This is a genomic window from Bacillus sp. GW823-FHT06B01 (genome assembly GCF_058952315.1).
Genome location: NZ_JBXAHR010000004.1, coordinates 121011 through 138661 on the forward strand (window position 1 = coordinate 121011; position 17651 = coordinate 138661).

18 protein-coding genes are annotated in these 17651 nt (G+C 37.4%); 11 read left to right on the forward strand and 7 right to left on the reverse strand.

Annotation, left to right across the window (positions count from 1 at the left end):
- Position 1 precedes the first annotated feature (1 nt).
- Together AC1Q8N_RS19180 and AC1Q8N_RS19185 are read right to left on the reverse strand one after the other, a co-directional pair.
- Positions 2-2053 (reverse strand): transglycosylase domain-containing protein, encoded by a 2052-nt coding sequence (locus AC1Q8N_RS19180; RefSeq protein ID WP_098827583.1) that lies wholly within the window; start codon positions 2051-2053, stop codon positions 2-4.
- A 102-nt stretch (positions 2054-2155) separates the two neighbouring features.
- Positions 2156-2881, reverse strand: a complete 726-nt coding sequence (locus AC1Q8N_RS19185; RefSeq protein ID WP_097890098.1) for a glycerophosphodiester phosphodiesterase — start codon at positions 2879-2881, stop codon at positions 2156-2158.
- 152 nt (positions 2882-3033) lie between these two features.
- On the opposite strand from AC1Q8N_RS19185, the gene AC1Q8N_RS19190 reads away from it, so the two are divergent.
- From AC1Q8N_RS19190 to speB, 4 genes are all read left to right on the forward strand, one after another.
- Complete coding sequence (locus AC1Q8N_RS19190; RefSeq protein WP_088065047.1) at positions 3034-3441, forward strand: MerR family transcriptional regulator; 408 nt, start codon at positions 3034-3036, stop codon at positions 3439-3441.
- A 5-nt stretch (positions 3442-3446) separates the two neighbouring features.
- The gene (locus AC1Q8N_RS19195; protein ID WP_060487953.1) at positions 3447-4610 is read left to right on the forward strand and encodes an MFS transporter; all 1164 of its coding nucleotides are present in this window, start codon (positions 3447-3449) and stop codon (positions 4608-4610) included.
- A gap of 186 nt (positions 4611-4796) precedes the next feature.
- Entirely contained in the window at positions 4797-5624 is an 828-nt protein-coding gene (gene speE / locus AC1Q8N_RS19200) for a polyamine aminopropyltransferase (RefSeq protein WP_000424696.1), read from the forward strand.
- A gap of 218 nt (positions 5625-5842) precedes the next feature.
- The gene (gene speB, locus AC1Q8N_RS19205; protein WP_001209823.1) at positions 5843-6715 is read left to right on the forward strand and encodes an agmatinase; all 873 of its coding nucleotides are present in this window, start codon (positions 5843-5845) and stop codon (positions 6713-6715) included.
- A gap of 446 nt (positions 6716-7161) precedes the next feature.
- On the opposite strand, the gene AC1Q8N_RS19210 is transcribed toward speB, so the two are convergent.
- A complete protein-coding gene (locus tag AC1Q8N_RS19210; RefSeq protein WP_000996323.1) occupies positions 7162-8199 on the reverse strand; it encodes a PTS sugar transporter subunit IIC in 1038 nt (345 codons plus the stop codon).
- A 234-nt stretch (positions 8200-8433) separates the two neighbouring features.
- On the opposite strand from AC1Q8N_RS19210, the gene AC1Q8N_RS19215 reads away from it, so the two are divergent.
- Positions 8434-8796: a YxeA family protein gene (locus AC1Q8N_RS19215; RefSeq protein WP_000779928.1), complete on the forward strand. Its 363-nt coding sequence runs from the start codon at positions 8434-8436 to the stop codon at positions 8794-8796.
- A gap of 25 nt (positions 8797-8821) precedes the next feature.
- On the opposite strand, the gene AC1Q8N_RS19220 is transcribed toward AC1Q8N_RS19215, so the two are convergent.
- Positions 8822-9808 carry a S66 family peptidase gene (locus tag AC1Q8N_RS19220; RefSeq protein WP_098075909.1) on the reverse strand — a complete coding sequence of 329 codons (987 nt, stop codon included), beginning with the start codon at positions 9806-9808 and terminating at the stop codon, positions 8822-8824.
- A 202-nt stretch (positions 9809-10010) separates the two neighbouring features.
- Between AC1Q8N_RS19220 and AC1Q8N_RS19225 the strand changes: the two genes are divergently transcribed.
- The 5 genes from AC1Q8N_RS19225 (at position 10011) to AC1Q8N_RS19245 (ending at position 13873) form a co-directional block, all read left to right on the forward strand.
- Entirely contained in the window at positions 10011-10448 is a 438-nt protein-coding gene (locus tag AC1Q8N_RS19225) for a YwiB family protein (RefSeq protein ID WP_000414868.1), read from the forward strand.
- Entirely contained in the window at positions 10448-12118 is a 1671-nt protein-coding gene (argS, locus tag AC1Q8N_RS19230) for an arginine--tRNA ligase (RefSeq protein WP_098075911.1), read from the forward strand. Before AC1Q8N_RS19225 ends, argS begins: the two co-directional genes overlap by 1 nt.
- A 271-nt stretch (positions 12119-12389) precedes the next feature.
- Positions 12390-12917 carry an RNA polymerase sigma factor gene (locus tag AC1Q8N_RS19235; protein WP_000391645.1) on the forward strand — a complete coding sequence of 176 codons (528 nt, stop codon included), beginning with the start codon at positions 12390-12392 and terminating at the stop codon, positions 12915-12917.
- Positions 12904-13218 carry a hypothetical protein gene (locus AC1Q8N_RS19240; protein ID WP_000133818.1) on the forward strand — a complete coding sequence of 105 codons (315 nt, stop codon included), beginning with the start codon at positions 12904-12906 and terminating at the stop codon, positions 13216-13218. The genes AC1Q8N_RS19235 and AC1Q8N_RS19240 overlap by 14 nt, the downstream gene beginning before the upstream one ends.
- On the forward strand, positions 13202-13873 hold the full coding sequence (locus AC1Q8N_RS19245) for an anti-sigma factor (RefSeq protein ID WP_098048728.1): 672 nt from the start codon (positions 13202-13204) through the stop codon (positions 13871-13873). Before AC1Q8N_RS19240 ends, AC1Q8N_RS19245 begins: the two co-directional genes overlap by 17 nt.
- 177 nt (positions 13874-14050) lie before the next feature.
- Here the strand turns inward: AC1Q8N_RS19245 and AC1Q8N_RS19250 are convergent, their stop codons facing one another.
- Both AC1Q8N_RS19250 and AC1Q8N_RS19255 read right to left on the reverse strand, forming a co-directional pair.
- Positions 14051-14425: a hypothetical protein gene (locus AC1Q8N_RS19250; RefSeq protein WP_000738236.1), complete on the reverse strand. Its 375-nt coding sequence runs from the start codon at positions 14423-14425 to the stop codon at positions 14051-14053.
- Positions 14426-14572: 147 nt separating this feature from the next.
- Positions 14573-15973: a M28 family metallopeptidase gene (locus AC1Q8N_RS19255; protein WP_061671868.1), complete on the reverse strand. Its 1401-nt coding sequence runs from the start codon at positions 15971-15973 to the stop codon at positions 14573-14575.
- Between the two features lie 99 nt (positions 15974-16072).
- On the opposite strand from AC1Q8N_RS19255, the gene AC1Q8N_RS19260 reads away from it, so the two are divergent.
- Positions 16073-16207: a hypothetical protein gene (locus tag AC1Q8N_RS19260; protein ID WP_081113519.1), complete on the forward strand. Its 135-nt coding sequence runs from the start codon at positions 16073-16075 to the stop codon at positions 16205-16207.
- A gap of 256 nt (positions 16208-16463) precedes the next feature.
- Here AC1Q8N_RS19260 and AC1Q8N_RS19265 read toward each other — a convergent pair.
- Positions 16464-17651: MSCRAMM family protein (locus AC1Q8N_RS19265; protein ID WP_493521319.1), on the reverse strand; the 1188-nt coding region annotated here is incomplete at its 5' end.

Sequence of the window (17651 nt, forward strand, 5' to 3'; positions counted from 1 at the left end):
TTTACCAAGGAAGATATTTTTTCCACCAACTTGTTTTCTTCTTTTCTTCAGTTGTCTTTTCAAATTCCTCTTTGTCATCGACATGATCCATACAATATTCAGTTGGTTCTGTACCTTTTGCGAAATACATTTTAACTGAAATGGGACAATTTTTTGTAGCGATTTTTCCGTTTTCAGGGTTAATATCGACTGCAACGACGTCACTTGGTTGTTTAAACTCTTTTTGAGGTTGTCCATCTAAGCCTTTTTCCATCGTATCGGTCCATATTTTTTTCGCATATCCTTGTTCTGCTACGTTTGAAATCGATTTAGGTTGATCATATCCAACCCATACACCCGTTACGATTTGCGGGGTAAATCCAATCATCCAACTATCTGTTTCAGTAGAACCGGATTTTCCGGCATATGTTCTTGATAGTTTAGATAACATCGATTGACCAGTTACAGCAGCATAGCTGCTCAGTTTTTTATTAAACATGCCCGTCATCATTTCTTCCATTACAAACGCTTTGCTTTTATCGAGAACTTGTTTACTTTCCAAATGAGCATCGTATAGCATGTTTCCTTCCTGGTCCATAATGCGGCGAATAAACATTGGTTTTACTTCTTTTCCGCCGTTTGCGAACATGCTATAAGCGTTAACCATTTCAATTGGTTTTACAGGAGATGTACCGAGAGCGAGAGACGGAACATCTTTTAATGCGGTAGTAATACCGAATTGCTTCGCTGTTTTTGTAAGAATGTCTTCGCCTAAAAATAAATTGGTCTTCACGGCATATACGTTATCAGAGACCGCAAGAGCTTGCGCCATTGTTACAAAATCGTCTGCATAATAGTCTTTATAGTTTTTCGGTTTATACTTTGAAACACCGTCACCTAAAGTGAACACAGTGTATTCGCTTTTTAAGCGCGTAGCAGGGGTGAATCCTCGTTCTAATGCCGCATAATACAGGAATGGCTTAAACGTAGATCCAGGCTGTCGAGCGGCCTGTGTGGCCCTGTTAAATTGACTCGTATTATAATCAGTCCCGCCAACAAGGGCAGCTACTTCACCTGTTTTTGGATTCATAGAGACGAGCGCAGTTTGTATGTTTGTTGTGTCAGGTATGTGATCTTTTACAGCTTGCTCTGCAACAGATTGTAATTTAGGGTCTAGTGTTGTATAAATACGCAGGCCACCCTTTTGTAAGGCTTGTTCATCTAATCCGATATCACGAAGAAGAGAAGCTTGTACAGCATCTTGGAAATAAGGTGCAATCTCTGTCACTTTTTTTGTATCTAATGAGGCAAAAGTTAGTGGATCTTTTTTTGCTGACGTTGCTTGTTTCTTCGTAATGTAACCTTGTTCTACCATTTCGTCTAATATGAGAGATTGTCGTCCTTTCGCACGATCCTCTTTTAAAAAGGGAGAGTAGACACTAGGTCCTTTCGGGATACCTGCGAGCATACTAGCTTCCGCTAATGTTAATTCTTTTGCTGTTTTATCGAAATATAGACGAGACGCAGCTTCGATTCCGTAAGCACCATGCCCGTAATAAATTGTATTTAAATATCCTTCTAAAATATGATTTTTATTATAGTTCACTTCCAGGCGAATTGTGTACATCGCTTCTAATAGTTTACGTTTCCACGTTTTATCATGATCTAAGTATAGGTTACGAGCGTACTGTTGTGTAATCGTACTAGCACCTTGGACCTTTGCCATCGCTTTTAAATCGGCAACAATAGCACCAGCAATACGTTTCATATCAAAGCCATGATGTTTGTAAAATCGTTGATCTTCGATAGAAAGTGTCGCCTCTTTTACATAAGGAGAAATTTCATTGAGAGATACATTGTAACGTTTTTGCATTTCATTACTTTGTCCGATAACAGTGTCATCATTAGCGTAAAAGACACTTGTTTGTGGGACAGCAACAGGAGGAGGTCCCATAATTTTTGCAACTATAATAATAACAAAAAAGGAAAAAACGAAAAAAAGAACAGAAGAAAACATTACGGTGAAGAAAAGACGTTTATATTTTTTAAGTTTCGGATTCATAGTTTGATCCATCTTTTTCAGCCCCTCAATACTAATACAAACATTATTGTATTAGTATTGAGGGTTTTCGGTTATTTTAAACAATGAAATTTCGAAAACAAAAAGCTCCTTCAATTAAGAAAGGAGCTCAAAGGCACGTGCTGGCCAATCGGTAATAATGACATCTACGCCATAGTCAATCATAGTTTGTAAATCTTTGTATTCGTTAATCGTATAAGGGCGGAAAACGTACCCTTGATCTTGTGCAAATTGAATAAATTCCTTTGTTAGTAATTGAAAGTTTGGATGTAAACCAGTTGCTTCTCTATTTTTTGCTTCAGCGATAGGATCAGCAAGTGGTGTATCATATAAAATTGCTCTTGGGATTTCAGGAGCTATTTCTGCTAATAATGAAACAGAGTCGTGGTTAAATGATGAGAATATAATTTGATTAGATAGATGGTATTCACGAACGAGAGCAACAGCTTTTTCTTCAATAGTTGGATAGTGGATAACATCTGTTTTTAACTCAATATTGAGCTGTAAATTTGTCGTAGATAACCAAATGAATACTTCACGTAACGTTGGGATTTTTGCTTCATGGAAAGAAGGGTCTTTATGGCTACCAGCATCTAAAGTTTGTAATTCCGCTACCGTTTTTTCAGAAACAAGACCTATGCCATTTGTTGTGCGATCTACTGTTTCATCGTGAATCACGACAAGTTCACCATCTTTTGATAGGTGGACATCAAGCTCAATGCCGTGGGCACCAATGCGTTCTGCTTCTTGGAAGGCAATCATCGTATTTTCTGGATGTGTTCCTTTTACCCCGCGGTGGGCGAAAATAAGTGGTTTATTCATACGGAAATCTCCTTATCGTTTCTTTTCTTTCATTATGAAACTGCTTTTGGAAAAATACAATTGAATGGGATAAACATTTACAAAAGTCTAACAGTTGCACAAAAGTTAACGTTAACGTAAAATGTAATAATCAAGTGAAGGGAGGAATAAACATGTATAAAATTGATGAAGTCACAAAGCAAGTTGGTTTAACAAAACGTACACTTCGTTATTATGAGGAAATTGGTTTAATTCATCCCCCTGAACGTAGTGAGGGGAACATTCGCCTGTATACGGACGAGGACATCGCCAGAATTAAAAGGATTGTAGAAGCGAAAGAAGTATTAGGGATTACACTTCAAGAAATGCAACATTTTTTATCGTTAAAAGAAAGAATGGAGCAAAGAAGAAATAGTGAGAATCCTCGTGACCGCGAAGTGATTCAAGAAATTAAAGAGATGCTTGAAAAACAAGTGCAAACGCTAGACGAGAAAATGGATCAAATGCAGCGTGTAAAGGCGGAACTCGAAGATAGCCTACATCGTGCAGCGACATTTTTAGAGAGTACAAAAGGAGAATGATCAAAATGGAGAGCAAACAAAAATTAGGGAGATTGATTACAGTGGTGGCTACCTTCCTTGCCTTTTCGGGTATAGGGGTAGTCGACCCAATCTTACCAAGTATTGCTGAACAAATTGGTGCATCACATTGGCAAGTAGAGATGTTATTTACAGCATATATTTTAACAATGGCAATTATGATGTTACCAGCTGGAATATTCGCATCAAGATTTGGTGATAAACGAATGATGACGATCGGTCTTGCGATTGTAACTGTATTTGCGTTTATATGCGGTATATCGCAAACGATTGCCCAATTATCTATTTTCCGCGCGGGGTGGGGATTAGGAAATGCGATGTTCTTCGCAACGGCGATGACATTATTGATTGCATTAAGTAAAGAAGTTCATGAAGCAGTAGGACTATATGAAGCAGCTATCGGTTTAGGGATGGCAGGCGGACCGTTATTAGGCGGGATATTAGGTGGACATTCTTGGCGTTACCCATTTTTTGCGACGAGTATTTTAATTTTCTTAGCATTTATTTTAGTTTTCTTTTTTGTAAAAGAACCGGAGCGAAAAGTGAAACGTAAAGCGGCAGGCGTAGGGGAATTACTTAACCTAGTGAAATATAAACCGTTTATGCAAGGTGCGATTTCAGGAATGTTATACTACTACGGATTTTTCGTTGTGCTAGCATATTCACCACTTATTATGCATTTATCTGCTATTCAATTAGGCTTTGTATTTTGCGGATGGGGATTAGCGTTAGCTTACGGTTCTGCAATTTTGGCTCATAAGCTAGAAGGGAAATATGAACCGAAAGCATTGTTGAAAGGTAGTTTACTCGTATTTGCCCTTTTCTTAATCGCACTATTCTTCGTGAAAGTTATGTGGTTACAAATTGTATTAATTGTTCTATCGGGATTAGCATCTGGGTTAAATAATGCATTATTTACAAGTTATGTAATGGATATTTCACCTTATGAAAGATCTGTTACATCAGGTGTTTATAACTTCGTTCGTTGGTTAGGTGGCGCAATTGCTCCAATCTTATCAGGAATTATCGGCCACACTGTTTCACCGCAAAGTCCGTTTTTAGTCGGTGGAATTGTTGTGTTAGTCGGTTGTGTAATGATTTTAATTCCGGTTCGAAAGCCGGTAGAAGTAGAGACAAAAGCCCTTTCTTAAGAAAGGGTTTTCTTTCCTATTACAGGGCAATCCCTTTTCGTACATATGTTAGAACCCTCTGACTAAAATATATTTTCGGTATTTTTGTACTTTTAACTATACTTTTTGGATGTTTTGTTTTATTTTTGTTAGGGGACATTAATGATGTCCCTATTATAAATTTGCATTGAAAGGCGTGATTGTACGATGGAACTATGGTTCACTGAAAAACAAACAAAACATTTTGGGATTACGGCGCGTATTAACCGCACATTACATACGGAGCAAACAGAATTCCAAAAACTTGATATGGTTGAAACGGAAGAGTTCGGAAACATGCTTATTTTAGATGGCATGGTTATGACAACAGAAAAAGATGAGTTCGTTTATCATGAAATGGTAGCGCACGTACCTTTATTTACACACCCAAACCCTGAAAACGTATTAGTCGTAGGTGGTGGCGATGGCGGTGTTATTCGTGAAGTGTTAAAACACCCAAGCGTAAAGAAAGCAACTCTTGTTGAAATCGATGGAAAAGTAATTGAGTACTCTAAACAATACTTACCATCAATTGCGGGCGCACTAGATAATGAGCGTGTAGAAGTAAAAGTAGGAGACGGTTTCCTACACATTGCAGAAAGCGAAAATGAATATGACGTAATTATGGTAGATTCTACTGAGCCAGTAGGACCAGCAGTAAATCTATTTACAAAAGGCTTCTACGCTGGAATCTCTAAAGCGTTAAAAGAAGATGGTATTTTCGTTGCACAAACGGACAACCCTTGGTTCACACCAGAACTAATTACAACTGTGTTTAAAGACGTAAAGGAGATCTTCCCAATTACTCGTTTATACACAGCGAACATTCCAACTTACCCAAGTGGTCTTTGGACGTTCACAATTGGATCTAAAAAACATGATCCATTAGAAGTGAGTGAAGAGCGTTTCCACGAAATCGAAACGAAATACTACACAAAAGAATTACACAATGCAGCATTCGCATTACCGAAATTTGTTGGCGATTTAATCAAGTAAGAGCGTTAAATTGAAATAAATAAAGTGTAAGTGACTCATTTAAGGTGTTTGTCTAGAAGGCTTGAACATGCTAGTTACTTACACTGCTACAAATGAAGTAGTCTTCTTGTAAGAACAAGAAGGCACAGGTAAATCGAGAAAGAGGAGTTATAGGCTCCAAATTTGAGAAATAATGAAAGGTTGGGATACCTTAAGTTCCACATAAGGAGGAAAAGAGTATGCGTTTTGATGAAGCTTATTCAGGTAAAGTATTTATTAAAAGTCATCCAAGTTTTGAAGAGTCAGAGGCAGTTATTTACGGGATGCCAATGGATTGGACAGTAAGCTACCGTCCAGGTTCTCGTTTTGGCCCTGCACGTATTCGTGAAGTGTCAATCGGTCTTGAAGAATATAGCCCATATTTAGATCGTGAACTAGAAGAGGTAAAATATTTTGATGCGGGTGATATTCCATTACCATTTGGAAATCCACAGCGTAGCATAGACATGATTGAAGAGTATGTATCAAAACTTTTAGATGCCGATAAGTTTCCACTAGGTCTCGGCGGTGAGCACTTAGTGTCTTGGCCAATTTTTAAGGCAATGGCAAAAAAATATCCGGATTTAGCAATCATCCATATGGATGCCCATACTGATTTACGTGAATCGTATGAAGGGGAGCCTTTATCCCACTCTACACCTATTCGTAAAGTGTGCGATTTAATTGGTCCGGAAAACGTATATTCTTTCGGTATTCGTTCTGGAATGAAGGAAGAATTCGAATGGGCAAAAGAAGTAGGTATGAACTTATATAAATTTGACGTATTAGAACCGTTAAAAGAAGTATTACCGAAACTTGCAGGACGCCCAGTTTATGTCACAATCGACATTGACGTATTAGACCCAGCTCACGCTCCAGGAACAGGAACGTTAGAAGCTGGAGGTATCACATCTAAAGAATTATTAGATTCCATCGTGGCAATTGCAAATTCAAATATAAATGTAGTTGGAGCAGACTTAGTAGAAGTAGCTCCTGTCTACGACCATAGTGATCAAACACCAGTCGCAGCAAGCAAATTCGTGCGGGAAATGCTGCTCGGTTGGGTGAAATAAAAGTGAAGCCGACTGTTTAGACCCGGTGACTAAGGTTCTTTCCTGCAAAAGGTGCTTTTTACCTTTTGGCAGGGAAGGTTCTTAGACGCAAGGGTCTAAGAGGCGTAACTGGATAGAAATAAAAGCGGAGGCAGCTCGCTCAGAATCGCAGGTCATTGGAACGCTCGACCGAGAGTGTGAAATGGCCGGAGATTCTAGCTGCTGTAGCTAGATAAAATAAAAGCCTCCTATATGAATAGGGGGCTCTTATTTTGTCGTTATGTGTCGGTAAGTCGATATATTAAAAAAATCGCCGATATAATTCGAGTTACGGTCGATATATTAAAAAAATCGCTGATATAATTCGAGTTACGCCGATATATTTGAAAAATCGCTAATATAATTTCATTTACCGTCAGACGACAAGAAAAAGAGTTACTCTCAAACAATGAGAATAGCTCTTTTTCTTATGCGACTTTCTCTTCCGAAGTAATGCCGCGAATTTCATCAGCAGAACGAATTGGATATTTGCGGAATACGATTGATCCGATGTATCCAACAATAGTGGTAACGATTCCACATAATACAGCAGCAATTGTTACTTTTACAACGTCATTAAATCCGAATAAGACAAGAAGTCCTGGTATTGGTGATGCTGTTCCTGGCGCATTATTAACGAGCTGGAACAGAGATGTAATAATACCAGCAAGGGCACCGCCAACGAAGTTTGTCGCATAAATTGGAATTGGATTTGCTGAAACAACATCGGCTTGTGTTAAAGGCTCGATTGCTACAGCGATTGTGTCTTTCTTTGAACAAATTTTTAGTCGTTTAAAGAAAATAAAGTTCATTGGGGCTGAGGCTGCTACGGCAAGACTACCAATTGCCATTGGTAAACCTGTTAATCCTAGCATTGCAGTTAGTGCCATAGAACTTAATGGAGAGGTAGAAATAACTGTTATTAATCCACCAAGCATAATACCCATAATGATAGGACTTTCTGTAGTTGCAACTGAAATCATAGAACCGATTTTACCGAGCGTTGCGTTCACGAGCGGATCCATAAGCATGGCCATTCCGCGTGAGATTGGTGCGGCAATAAATAAAATTGCTAAAAATTCTACACCAGCCGGTAATTTCTTTTCGAGAAATTTCACGACGAAAGCGCAAACGTATCCAGCGAAAAATCCTGGTAAAATACCGAATCCGCTAGTAGCGATACCGATTAAAACAGCATATACGGGTGAAACACCGATTGCTAGTGCGACTAAAATTGCCGCTGCGACACCGCTCATACTACCAGAAGCTTCTCCTACTGATTGTAAAAAGTCATTATGAAACATCTCTCCACCGATATAACGGTGAAATGCTTCAATAAGAAAACTTGCGATTGCTGCATTAGCTAAAGCACCCATTGCTTTCATTCCGTAAGGAGCACGGTAACTAAAAAGTGTAAATAGACAAAGTACAACAAGTAATAGTGCTAAACCTTGCAAGATAGCCATTTGAAAACTGTCTCCTTTGATTTTTGTAATAAAAATTTGTATCATTCAATAATAATATAAAAGTTCATGAAACGGAAAAATTTTTTATTGGGAAATTGCTATAAGTTGAAAAACCCTTACAATAATGTAAGGAAAGTGTAAGACTTTTCAATAGAGTATAGTATGCCTTTTTCCGTATAATACAGGTATAGACATAAGATTAGTGAGAAAGAAGTGCAAACAGGAGGCGCATGTATGAAATTGGTAATTAAAGTTTTAGCTGTATTCGCCATTATTTTAGGTGGAACAGCGTACTATTTAAACACGAAAACAGAAGGTGTGCATGCTTTTGTAGACAACTTCTTTTCAAATAAAGAAATACAAGATTATTATGCGGTTATAAATAAAGGTGAGAAAAAAGACGGTGAATACTTGTATACATTTAAAGGGTATACAGAAGACGGAAAGTTACAAGTTGTGAAAAGAATGATGAACCGTGAATTGCATACGGGGGCGTTTATAAAAATTTATGCAAAAGGTATGCAAGGAAAAGGATGGGCTGAAATCCCAAAAGAATCAATTCCGCAAAAAGCGTTGGAAAAAATAGAAAAACCGTAAAAGGAGCGAATCGTTCGCTCCTTTTTTAGTGCGTTAAAATGGTGATAGCTGAATTCTCTTTATTAGAAAAGATTTTTGCACGTCCACCAATTGGGAAAGTGAAAATCGGGGTTGTATGCCCGAAACTTGCATTTGCAATGATAGGTATATGTGTAAGTTCAGGCTTTGAAGCAATCATTTCTTGAATGTCTTCTATCGTACATTCTGCACCTTTTTGCATCTTTCCTATAACGATGCCTTTTACATGTTCAAAGTCAGGTTGCTGCATAAGAGAATGTAAATAACGATCAAAAGTGTTAAGGGTAGCTTTTCCAGTTAAACTATCCTCCTCAAGAAATAATATTTTCCCCTGTAAGTTTGGCATATATGGTGTACCTTGTAGTAAATTCAATGTGCTCATATTACCACCGATAATCTCTCCAGTTGCTTCGCCTTCATGAATCGAAATATAACCTTCATTTGTAATGAATTCTCGATTTTCCTGATCTATATACCAAGAATCATCGCTCCACGTTTCAGATGGCAGGACTTCAATAGGCTTATTAGAAGTTAAGCATTGTAAAAAGTAATCAGTCGTATATTCGAGACCTTTCTCCATTCCAAATGAAGAGAAATGGGGTCCTGAATATGTAATAAGTCCTGTTTTTGTGTAAATTGCATTATTTAAAGCGGTAATATCAGAATAGCCACAGAAAAATTTCGAGTTTTCTCGAATTAAATCATAATCGAGATGTTTCAATAAACCATTAGAGTTGTATCCGCCAAGTGTTGTCAAAATGGCTTTTACATTAGGGTCTCTAAATGCTTCATGAAGATCTTGAACACGTGAAGAAATAGAAGAGGAAGCAAAGCGATCTATCTCATCAGCATATGTTGAGAATGTAACTTGAAAGCCCATGTCGGTTAATCTTTTTATAGCAAGCTTTCTGTTTTCAGTTGAGACAATACTTAAGCTACAAGATGGTGAAATAACTCTAATTTCATCACCCTTTTTTAATTTTGTCGGTAACACATAACTCACCTCTTCGAATGAAAGAATATTTAGATTTAAAAAACATTTTATCATATGAAATAAAGTGAAAGTGAATTATTTTTTGAAATGGAGTTTTCCTGATTTTTCAGCAGACAGACAGAGGTTTTTTTTGATATGATAGGAAAAGTGATTTATTATAAGTAGTATTTAATATCTATAACATTTGAAAGGTGTGCAAGACGTGGAGAAACAACTTGCAGGCTTGCCGGTACACGTTCATTTCGTAACAGAAATCCGTGAAGGGGCGAGGAAGGAAACCGTTGCTTTTGAAGCAAATGGTCAATACTATGTAAAAGGTCAAGGTACATATGTAACATTCCAAGAGCCGAACGAACAGGGCGAAGTGAAAACAATTATTAAAATTCAAGATGAACAAGTTCTCATTATGCGTTCAGGTGCTGTTTCAATGCGTCAAACGCATGTGAAAGGTGAATGGACAACTGGTACGTATACGAGTGAACTTGGTACGTTTGCATTGCAAACGAAAACTGATAACGTTCTTTTTAAATGGTCGGATGAAAAGAAAAAGGGACAACTCTTCTTAACGTACGCATTGCTTCTAAGTGAACAAGAAGCTGGCAGATATACAATTACACTTAATTTGAAGGAGGCAAAATAATGAATTCTTTAGAACAAGTAAAAGGATTGATTAAAGAAGAAATTCAAGCTGCTGTATTAAAGGCAGAATTAGCGACAGAAGAACAGATTCCAAACGTTGTATTAGAATCTCCAAAAGATAAAACAAATGGTGACTTCTCTACAAATATGGCAATGCAACTTGCACGCGTTGCGAAAAAAGCACCTCGTATGATTGCAGAAGAATTAGTTGCAAACTTCGATAAAGCAAAAGCTTCTATTGAAAAAATTGAAATCGCAGGACCTGGTTTCATTAACTTCTACATGGATAATAGCTACTTAACAGACTTAATCCCAACAATCGTTAACGCTGGCGAAGCTTACGGTGAAACGAATACTGGTAAAGGTGAAAAAGTACAAATTGAGTTCGTATCCGCGAACCCAACAGGTGACCTTCACTTAGGACATGCACGTGGTGCGGCAGTAGGTGACACTTTATGTAACGTATTAGCAAAAGCAGGATACGATGTATCTCGTGAGTACTACATTAATGACGCTGGTAACCAAATTCATAACTTAGCTCTTTCTGTTGAAGCTCGTTACATGCAAGCTTTAGGCCTAGAGAAAGAAATGCCAGAAGACGGATACCATGGTGCGGACATCATTGGAATCGGTAAGCGTTTAGCTGAAGAGTTTGGCGATCGTTATGCAAAAGCTGATGCTGAAGAAAGCTATGAGTTCTATCGTTCATACGGTTTAAAATATGAGTTAGCAAAACTTCAAAAAGACTTAGAAAGCTTCCGTGTTAAGTTTGATGTATGGTTCTCAGAAACATCATTATACAAAAACGGAAAAATCGATGCTGCACTTGCAGTATTAAAAGAGCGTGACGAGATCTTTGAAGAAGGCGGTGCAACTTGGTTCCGTTCTATGACTTACGGTGACGACAAAAACCGTGTATTAATTAAAAACGACGGTTCTTACACATACTTAACGCCAGATATCGCTTACCATCGTGATAAATTAGAGCGTGGTTTCGATAAGTTAATCAACATTTGGGGTGCTGACCACCACGGTTACATTCCTCGTATGAAAGCTGCTATTCAAGCGCTAGGTTACGATAAAGAAACACTTGAAGTAGAAATCATCCAAATGGTACAACTGTACCAAAATGGTGAAAAAATGAAGATGAGTAAGCGTACAGGTAAAGCAGTTACACTTCGTGAGCTTATGGAAGAAGTAGGCGTGGACGCAATGCGTTACTTCTTCGCAATGCGTAGCGGTGATTCTCATTTAGACTTCGATATGGACTTAGCTGTATCAAAATCTAATGAAAACCCAGTATACTATGCACAGTATGCTCATGCTCGCGTATGCAGTATCCTTCGTCAAGGTGAAGAGTTAGGACTAGCTGCAGGCGGAGACGTGAATTACAAGCTTGTTACTTCGGAGAAAGAAGTAGAGTTACTGAAAAAACTTGGTGAATTCCCAGCTGTAGTTGCGGATGCAGCACAAAAACGTCTGCCACACCGCATTACAAGCTATGCATTTGAATTAGCAGCAACATTACACAGCTTCTATAATGCAGAAAAAGTATTAAACCAAGATAACTTAGAATTAAGTAAAGCTCGCTATGAGTTAATGAAAGCAGTACGCACTACACTTCAAAATGCATTAGCAATCGTAGGAGTATCTGCACCAGAAAAAATGTAATTAAGAAAAGCTGAGCCGACTGTTTAGCCCCGAAGGCTCTTAGACAGAAGGGGCTAGGAGGCAGAGCTGGACAATAAAGAAAAGCGGAAGCGACTCGTTCAGAATAGGAAGGCGCGAAGCCACCGAGTATTCTAACCGATTTTTCGTTTTCAGTAAAAGGCAATCACACGATGTTGTGATTGCCTTTTTGTATGGAGATAATAAAAAAATAAAATTTTATCAAACAAAAGGGGAATTTGCGTCGTCTTATATAAATGACAGGAGGTTTCCGATGGAAGAAAAGGTAGAAGAATTAATTGATATATATAAGCAGCAAATATATTCCTTATGCTATAAATTAGCGAAAACGAAAGAAGATGCAGAAGATATTTTTCAAGAGACTTGGATAAAAGTTTTTTCCTCTCGGCACCAGCTTTCTTGCGTGGAAAATTATAAAAAATGGATTACTACAATTTGTGTTCGTGCGTTTTATGACTTTTATCGTAAGAAGAAAAGGTGGAAAGATCGCGTATTGGATTTGTTTCATAAAGAGGATGGTGGAGAAATCGATTTCGCAGATGAAGTGAATATATCAGAAGAATTTATTCAAAAAGTGGAAGCGGAAATGATACGGGAAGTTATACAGCTATTGAATGAAAAATATAAAACCGTGCTCGTACTCTACTATTATGAACAATACTCTTATAAAGAAATGAGCGAAATATTAAATATACCGATTGGTACGGTGAAATACCGCCTTAATTATGCGAAGAAGCAAATGCGGGAACATTTGGAGGGGTTCGTTTATGACGGAAGATAAGTTTGATCAGAAGATAAGGAGCAGCTTAGCTGAAGACATGATTCCAAGCGAAGAGCTGATAAATAATACGAAACAGAGCGTACGAAATGCTCGAAAATTAGAGAAGAGATGGGTTATTTGTATTCATGCGATTTGGATTATTTTATTAACAATTGTTATGGAGCAGTTTGTCACTCATTTGAATCATAAAGTCCCTATGTTGATAGCAAGTGTGATTATGATGCATCTATACGTTCCTATATATGTTGTCATACAGTCATTTTTAAAGAAGGAGTATAAATTACATGATAGAGTTCGCTAATCCATTTGTAGTATTTGAGATAGCTGGGATTGCAATGCTTTTAACTTTTATAGCACTTTTAGTATGTGTAGCATCATGGGTGTATACAGATGCGAAAACGAGTGGGATAAGTAAGTGGTGGAGTGTTATAGCGATTGTATTTCCATTTTTTATTGGAGTTTTGTTATATATGATACGAAGAAGTAACAAGAAAATAGAAGGAGAACATACGATGAGGGCTATGAAAAAACAAAAGATAACATTAGTTGTCATATTTGCAAGTGCGATGTTTGTATTACTGAGCGGCTTTGCTTTCGTCCAAACGTTAGATGATATGTGGAGAGCTGGTGATATATATTTAGAAAATGAGAAGCAAGGGGAGACCAGTTATGAGGCAAAATTCTCATCATGGGATATTGCTGGGAAAGATATTGAACTTGAGTATGAAAAAGATACAGAAGTAACATTTTCTTATGAGACAGATGCAAAACGTGGGAATTTATGCTTTAGCTTGTATGAAAGACAAGGAAAAGGTATAAGAGAGTTAAAAGAGATCTGTGAATCGAAAAAAGGTACTTTCAAAGCTACCTTAAAGGCAAATGAAAAGTATGTATTTAATATAAGTGGTGTATTGGTGAAAGATGGTTTTGTAAAAGTGAATTGGGAAATAAAATAAAGGGCCTTGAGAAAGGCCCTTTATTTTATCCCGCTTTAATGGGCAGTAAGACCCCCACCTCAAAATTCAGCGAAAGCAAAGAATTTAGGTGGGGGTCGGGCTGCTCATAAAAGTCCGATTGGTTCAACTAATAATCAGTGGTGGATGAAGAAAACCCCCACTGATTAAAGTTTCACTTTATTGGATTGTATACGTAACGGAAAAGCTAACAGGACTATAGTAAACGAAAGGTGCATGAAATTGAACATACATATTTCCATCTGTTTTTGCAGTGAAAATTCGGCCGTAACCATCAGAATAGCGCCCAATAAGGTTATGACTTGAGTCATAAACACTGTAACTAGGAGTTTTACTGTTAGGTTGAATTGTTAGTTCCTGTCCTTTTTGAAGGAAAATAGGTTCTTGTTCAGAACTACTTCCAGTTTGTAAAGAATAAAATTTTGTAAAACTTTGTTCTTGAGTGGCAGCAGCGACTTTTGTTTCAGGAATAAAAGCGGTAGCGCCAGTAATTCCTGCTAAAGTTAAAGCACTGGCTAAAATCATTTTTTTCATAGTAGAAAAAACCTCCTTATTAGTTGTAATCATTTTTGTTACACTTAATATTGTATAGGATAATGAGCAGGAGGAAATATGCTTTTATGCATATATATATTTTCTCAATAAAAGACCACCGATAAAAATCAGTGGTCTTTTAAATGATTAAGCAGCTTTCTGTTCAGTTTGAGCAACAGATTTTTGAAGTGTATTATAAACTCCTGTCCCGATAACTTCTAATGCCATTTTCATACGTTCAGGCGAAATGTTTTCTAACACATTATCTTGAGGCGTATGGTATACCTTCTCAATATGATAGATTAATGGATTCCAACTATCGACACCCATCCAAATAAATAGGGCGGCAGGAATACCAACTTCAGCAAATGGCACGTGATCACTAGAGCCGAATTTCCCTTGCAGTACGAGGTCATTATTTAATTGTTTACCTGCTTGTAAGGCTGCGTCTGTTACAAGGTTTGGAGAACCGTTAGGCGTCATAGCATATAAATTCTTTGCTTTATCGTAATTTGTTGCAACCATGTCTGCGTTAAAGACACCTAAAATTCGATCGCGTTCTTTTTGGGATAAACTATTAACGTAATAATCGGAGCCAAGTAAGCCAGTCTCTTCAGAACCAAAAGCAATAAAACGAATTTCTTTATCAGTTTCTACATTTTGAAAAGCACGAGCTAGTTCTAATACTAATCCTGTACCAGAAGCATTATCATTTGCTCCAGGTGCTCCAACGACACTATCATAGTGCGAACTTACAACGACAGCTTTTTCATTACCTGTGCTGTTTTTTGGTTTCTTTTTAGCGATGACATTAAGTGATGTTAAGTTAGATTCATGTCTCGCTTTTAGAGAAAGAAGAGTGGTCCCTTTTTTAGCGATTTCCTCTTTAAATGCATTTCCTTGTGCATAAGCAAGACCAAAGACAGGGATAGACTGCTTTTTCGTTAGGCGGGGATTGAAGGTTTGTCCATAATTTCCGCGTCCGCCAATTAAACTGTATAAAAGGACACCTTTTGCTCCTTTGCTAACAGCATTTTCAACTTGTTTATTATAGTCTGTAACTGTTGTTCCTCTTTCAAATAGAACAATTTTTCCGTTTACTTCATTTGGGATATCCTCTAATTTTGTTCCACCTTGAACAAAGATAAGAGGAGCTGTAACAGCTTCTGTAGAAATTAGTGCGTTAGCGGCAGCTCCGGCTTGCCAATTACGTTTTGTGGATAATGGTGATTCAATAAATCCAACGTATTGATCCGGCACTTGAAATGGTTGATATTCTACTTCATAGCCCATTGATTTAAGCTGCATACCAACGTAGCGAGAAGCCCATTCTTCTGATTTTGTCCCACCAGGGCGAGGACCAATTGTTTCGGATAAGAAACGGATGTGTTCGATGGCACGGCTTGCATCAACTTGTTTTGTGATAGGTGAAGTCTGTGTGATTTCTGACGTGGAATCAGCTTTGGCTTGTCCAATTGGAGCTAAGCTAACAGCGAGTGATACAGCAAGCAAAGAGCTTACTATTTTTTGTTTCAAAGATTTTTTCATTTTTTCCTCTCCTATTCTTCTATTCTCTCTGACTGACAAAAGAAGACGGATAACGACTTTATTTTACCGTTACCTTTATTATTTTTCAATATTCTGACATTGAGAAATAAAAAAACGCTATATGCATATTTACATATTTTTGATGAAGATATGTATGCTATCATTTTAAATGAAGGTTCGCTTTCTGCTTGGAAAGCTCCTACATTGCATGAATCTAGTGTACCCAAACTTTAGATTATGTAGAGAAAAGAATCCTATAGGGTTTCTTTTCTCATGTTTGAATCATGTGATGATAAATATGTTTCCGCATTTCATACTTATTATCAGTGATATATGTAAGGCATCCATATGAAAATACGAGGCTGTTCAAAGGTTTTCCGTACTTTTGGGCAGCCTCACCCCGTTAAAAGGACAATACTCTATGTATCGTCCTTTTTTGGTATAAAAAAACACCTAATCAAATGTTTACTTGATTAGGTGTGAAAAACTATTAATAATATTTTTTTCGTTTTGTAGCTAAAATACTTAACAAACCAGCTAGTAGAAGTACGATACCTACTGTTTGAGTAGGATCATTTTTGTGACCTGTATTTGGAAGTTCTTTACCCTTATTTCGGTCATCTTGCTGTTTGTTTATTTGTGTGTCAGGGTTTTCTTTTTCTAGTTCTTCAGAAGTTCCTTTACCATGTGTGTCAGGATTTCCTTTTTCTAGTTCTTCAGAAGTTTCTTTCCCTGTTTCCTCTTCTTTATTAGGAGGAGTAATTGGTTTATCATCTCCACCGGATGAAGAATCGATTTTTTTATTTGAAACTGTAATTTGTAGTGGTGCAGCTTGAGCTTTTTCAATTGTAAAATTTATTGGTGATGCATCTAATTGATAGCCTTTAGGAGCCTTTGTTTCCACTAATTGATAATTACCAGGTTTCAAATCATTTACGATTAATTTACCATGCCCGTCTGTTTGTAAACCTTCTCGTACTACTTTTCCGTCGTGATCTAAAATATTGAAAAGGGCACCTTCAAGTGTTCCATGGTGATCAATATCAATTTTAGTTAACTCCATTGAACCTGTTGTTAAACTATTTAAAGCTGTAACAGAAGTAACTTGAGATTGTCCTTTCGTAATTGTGAAAGGAATTGGCTTAGCACTTAAATCGTATCCAATAGGAGCCTTCGTTTCAATAAACTGATAGTCTCCCGGACGTAAATCAGAAACAGAAATTTTTCCATCTTTATCAGTAGTCAAATCAGAACGAACATCAAGGCCGTTATGATCAACAATTTTAAAGATAGCCCCTTCAAGAGTAGAGCCGTCGGTGTCGTCGACTTTAGTTAATTCAACAGCGCCCTTCGTTAAGCTATTCGTAGCGGTAACAGAAGCTTTAGTCGTTTGACTTTTTTCAACAGTAAACTTGATAGGGTTTTGATTTAAGTCGTAATGCTTAGGAGCCTTCGTTTCAATAAACTGATAGTCTCCTGGATGTAAATCAGAAACAGAAATTTTTCCATCTTTATCAGTAGTCAAATCAGAACGAACATCAAGGCCGTTATGATCAACGATTTTAAAGATAGCCCCTTCAAGAGTAGAGCCGTCGGTGTCATCGACTTTAGTTAATTCAACAGCGCCCTTCGTTAAGCTATTCGTAGCGGTAACAGAAGCTTTAGTCGTTTGACTCTT

Coding starts and splice junctions, on each gene's coding strand:
- AC1Q8N_RS19250 (WP_000738236.1), bottom strand. CDS start 14,425: ATGAAAAAAATGATTTTAGCCAGTGCTTTAACTTTAGCAGGAATTACT.
- AC1Q8N_RS19255 (WP_061671868.1), bottom strand. CDS start 15,973: ATGAAAAAATCTTTGAAACAAAAAATAGTAAGCTCTTTGCTTGCTGTA.
- AC1Q8N_RS19210 (WP_000996323.1), bottom strand. CDS start 8,199: ATGGCTATCTTGCAAGGTTTAGCACTATTACTTGTTGTACTTTGTCTA.
- argS (WP_098075911.1), top strand. CDS start 10,448: ATGAATTCTTTAGAACAAGTAAAAGGATTGATTAAAGAAGAAATTCAA.
- speE (WP_000424696.1), top strand. CDS start 4,797: ATGGAACTATGGTTCACTGAAAAACAAACAAAACATTTTGGGATTACG.
- AC1Q8N_RS19180 (WP_098827583.1), bottom strand. CDS start 2,053: ATGGATCAAACTATGAATCCGAAACTTAAAAAATATAAACGTCTTTTC.
- AC1Q8N_RS19245 (WP_098048728.1), top strand. CDS start 13,202: ATGATAGAGTTCGCTAATCCATTTGTAGTATTTGAGATAGCTGGGATT.
- AC1Q8N_RS19215 (WP_000779928.1), top strand. CDS start 8,434: ATGAAATTGGTAATTAAAGTTTTAGCTGTATTCGCCATTATTTTAGGT.
- AC1Q8N_RS19190 (WP_088065047.1), top strand. CDS start 3,034: ATGTATAAAATTGATGAAGTCACAAAGCAAGTTGGTTTAACAAAACGT.
- speB (WP_001209823.1), top strand. CDS start 5,843: ATGCGTTTTGATGAAGCTTATTCAGGTAAAGTATTTATTAAAAGTCAT.
- AC1Q8N_RS19240 (WP_000133818.1), top strand. CDS start 12,904: ATGACGGAAGATAAGTTTGATCAGAAGATAAGGAGCAGCTTAGCTGAA.
- AC1Q8N_RS19185 (WP_097890098.1), bottom strand. CDS start 2,881: ATGAATAAACCACTTATTTTCGCCCACCGCGGGGTAAAAGGAACACAT.
- AC1Q8N_RS19235 (WP_000391645.1), top strand. CDS start 12,390: ATGGAAGAAAAGGTAGAAGAATTAATTGATATATATAAGCAGCAAATA.
- AC1Q8N_RS19195 (WP_060487953.1), top strand. CDS start 3,447: ATGGAGAGCAAACAAAAATTAGGGAGATTGATTACAGTGGTGGCTACC.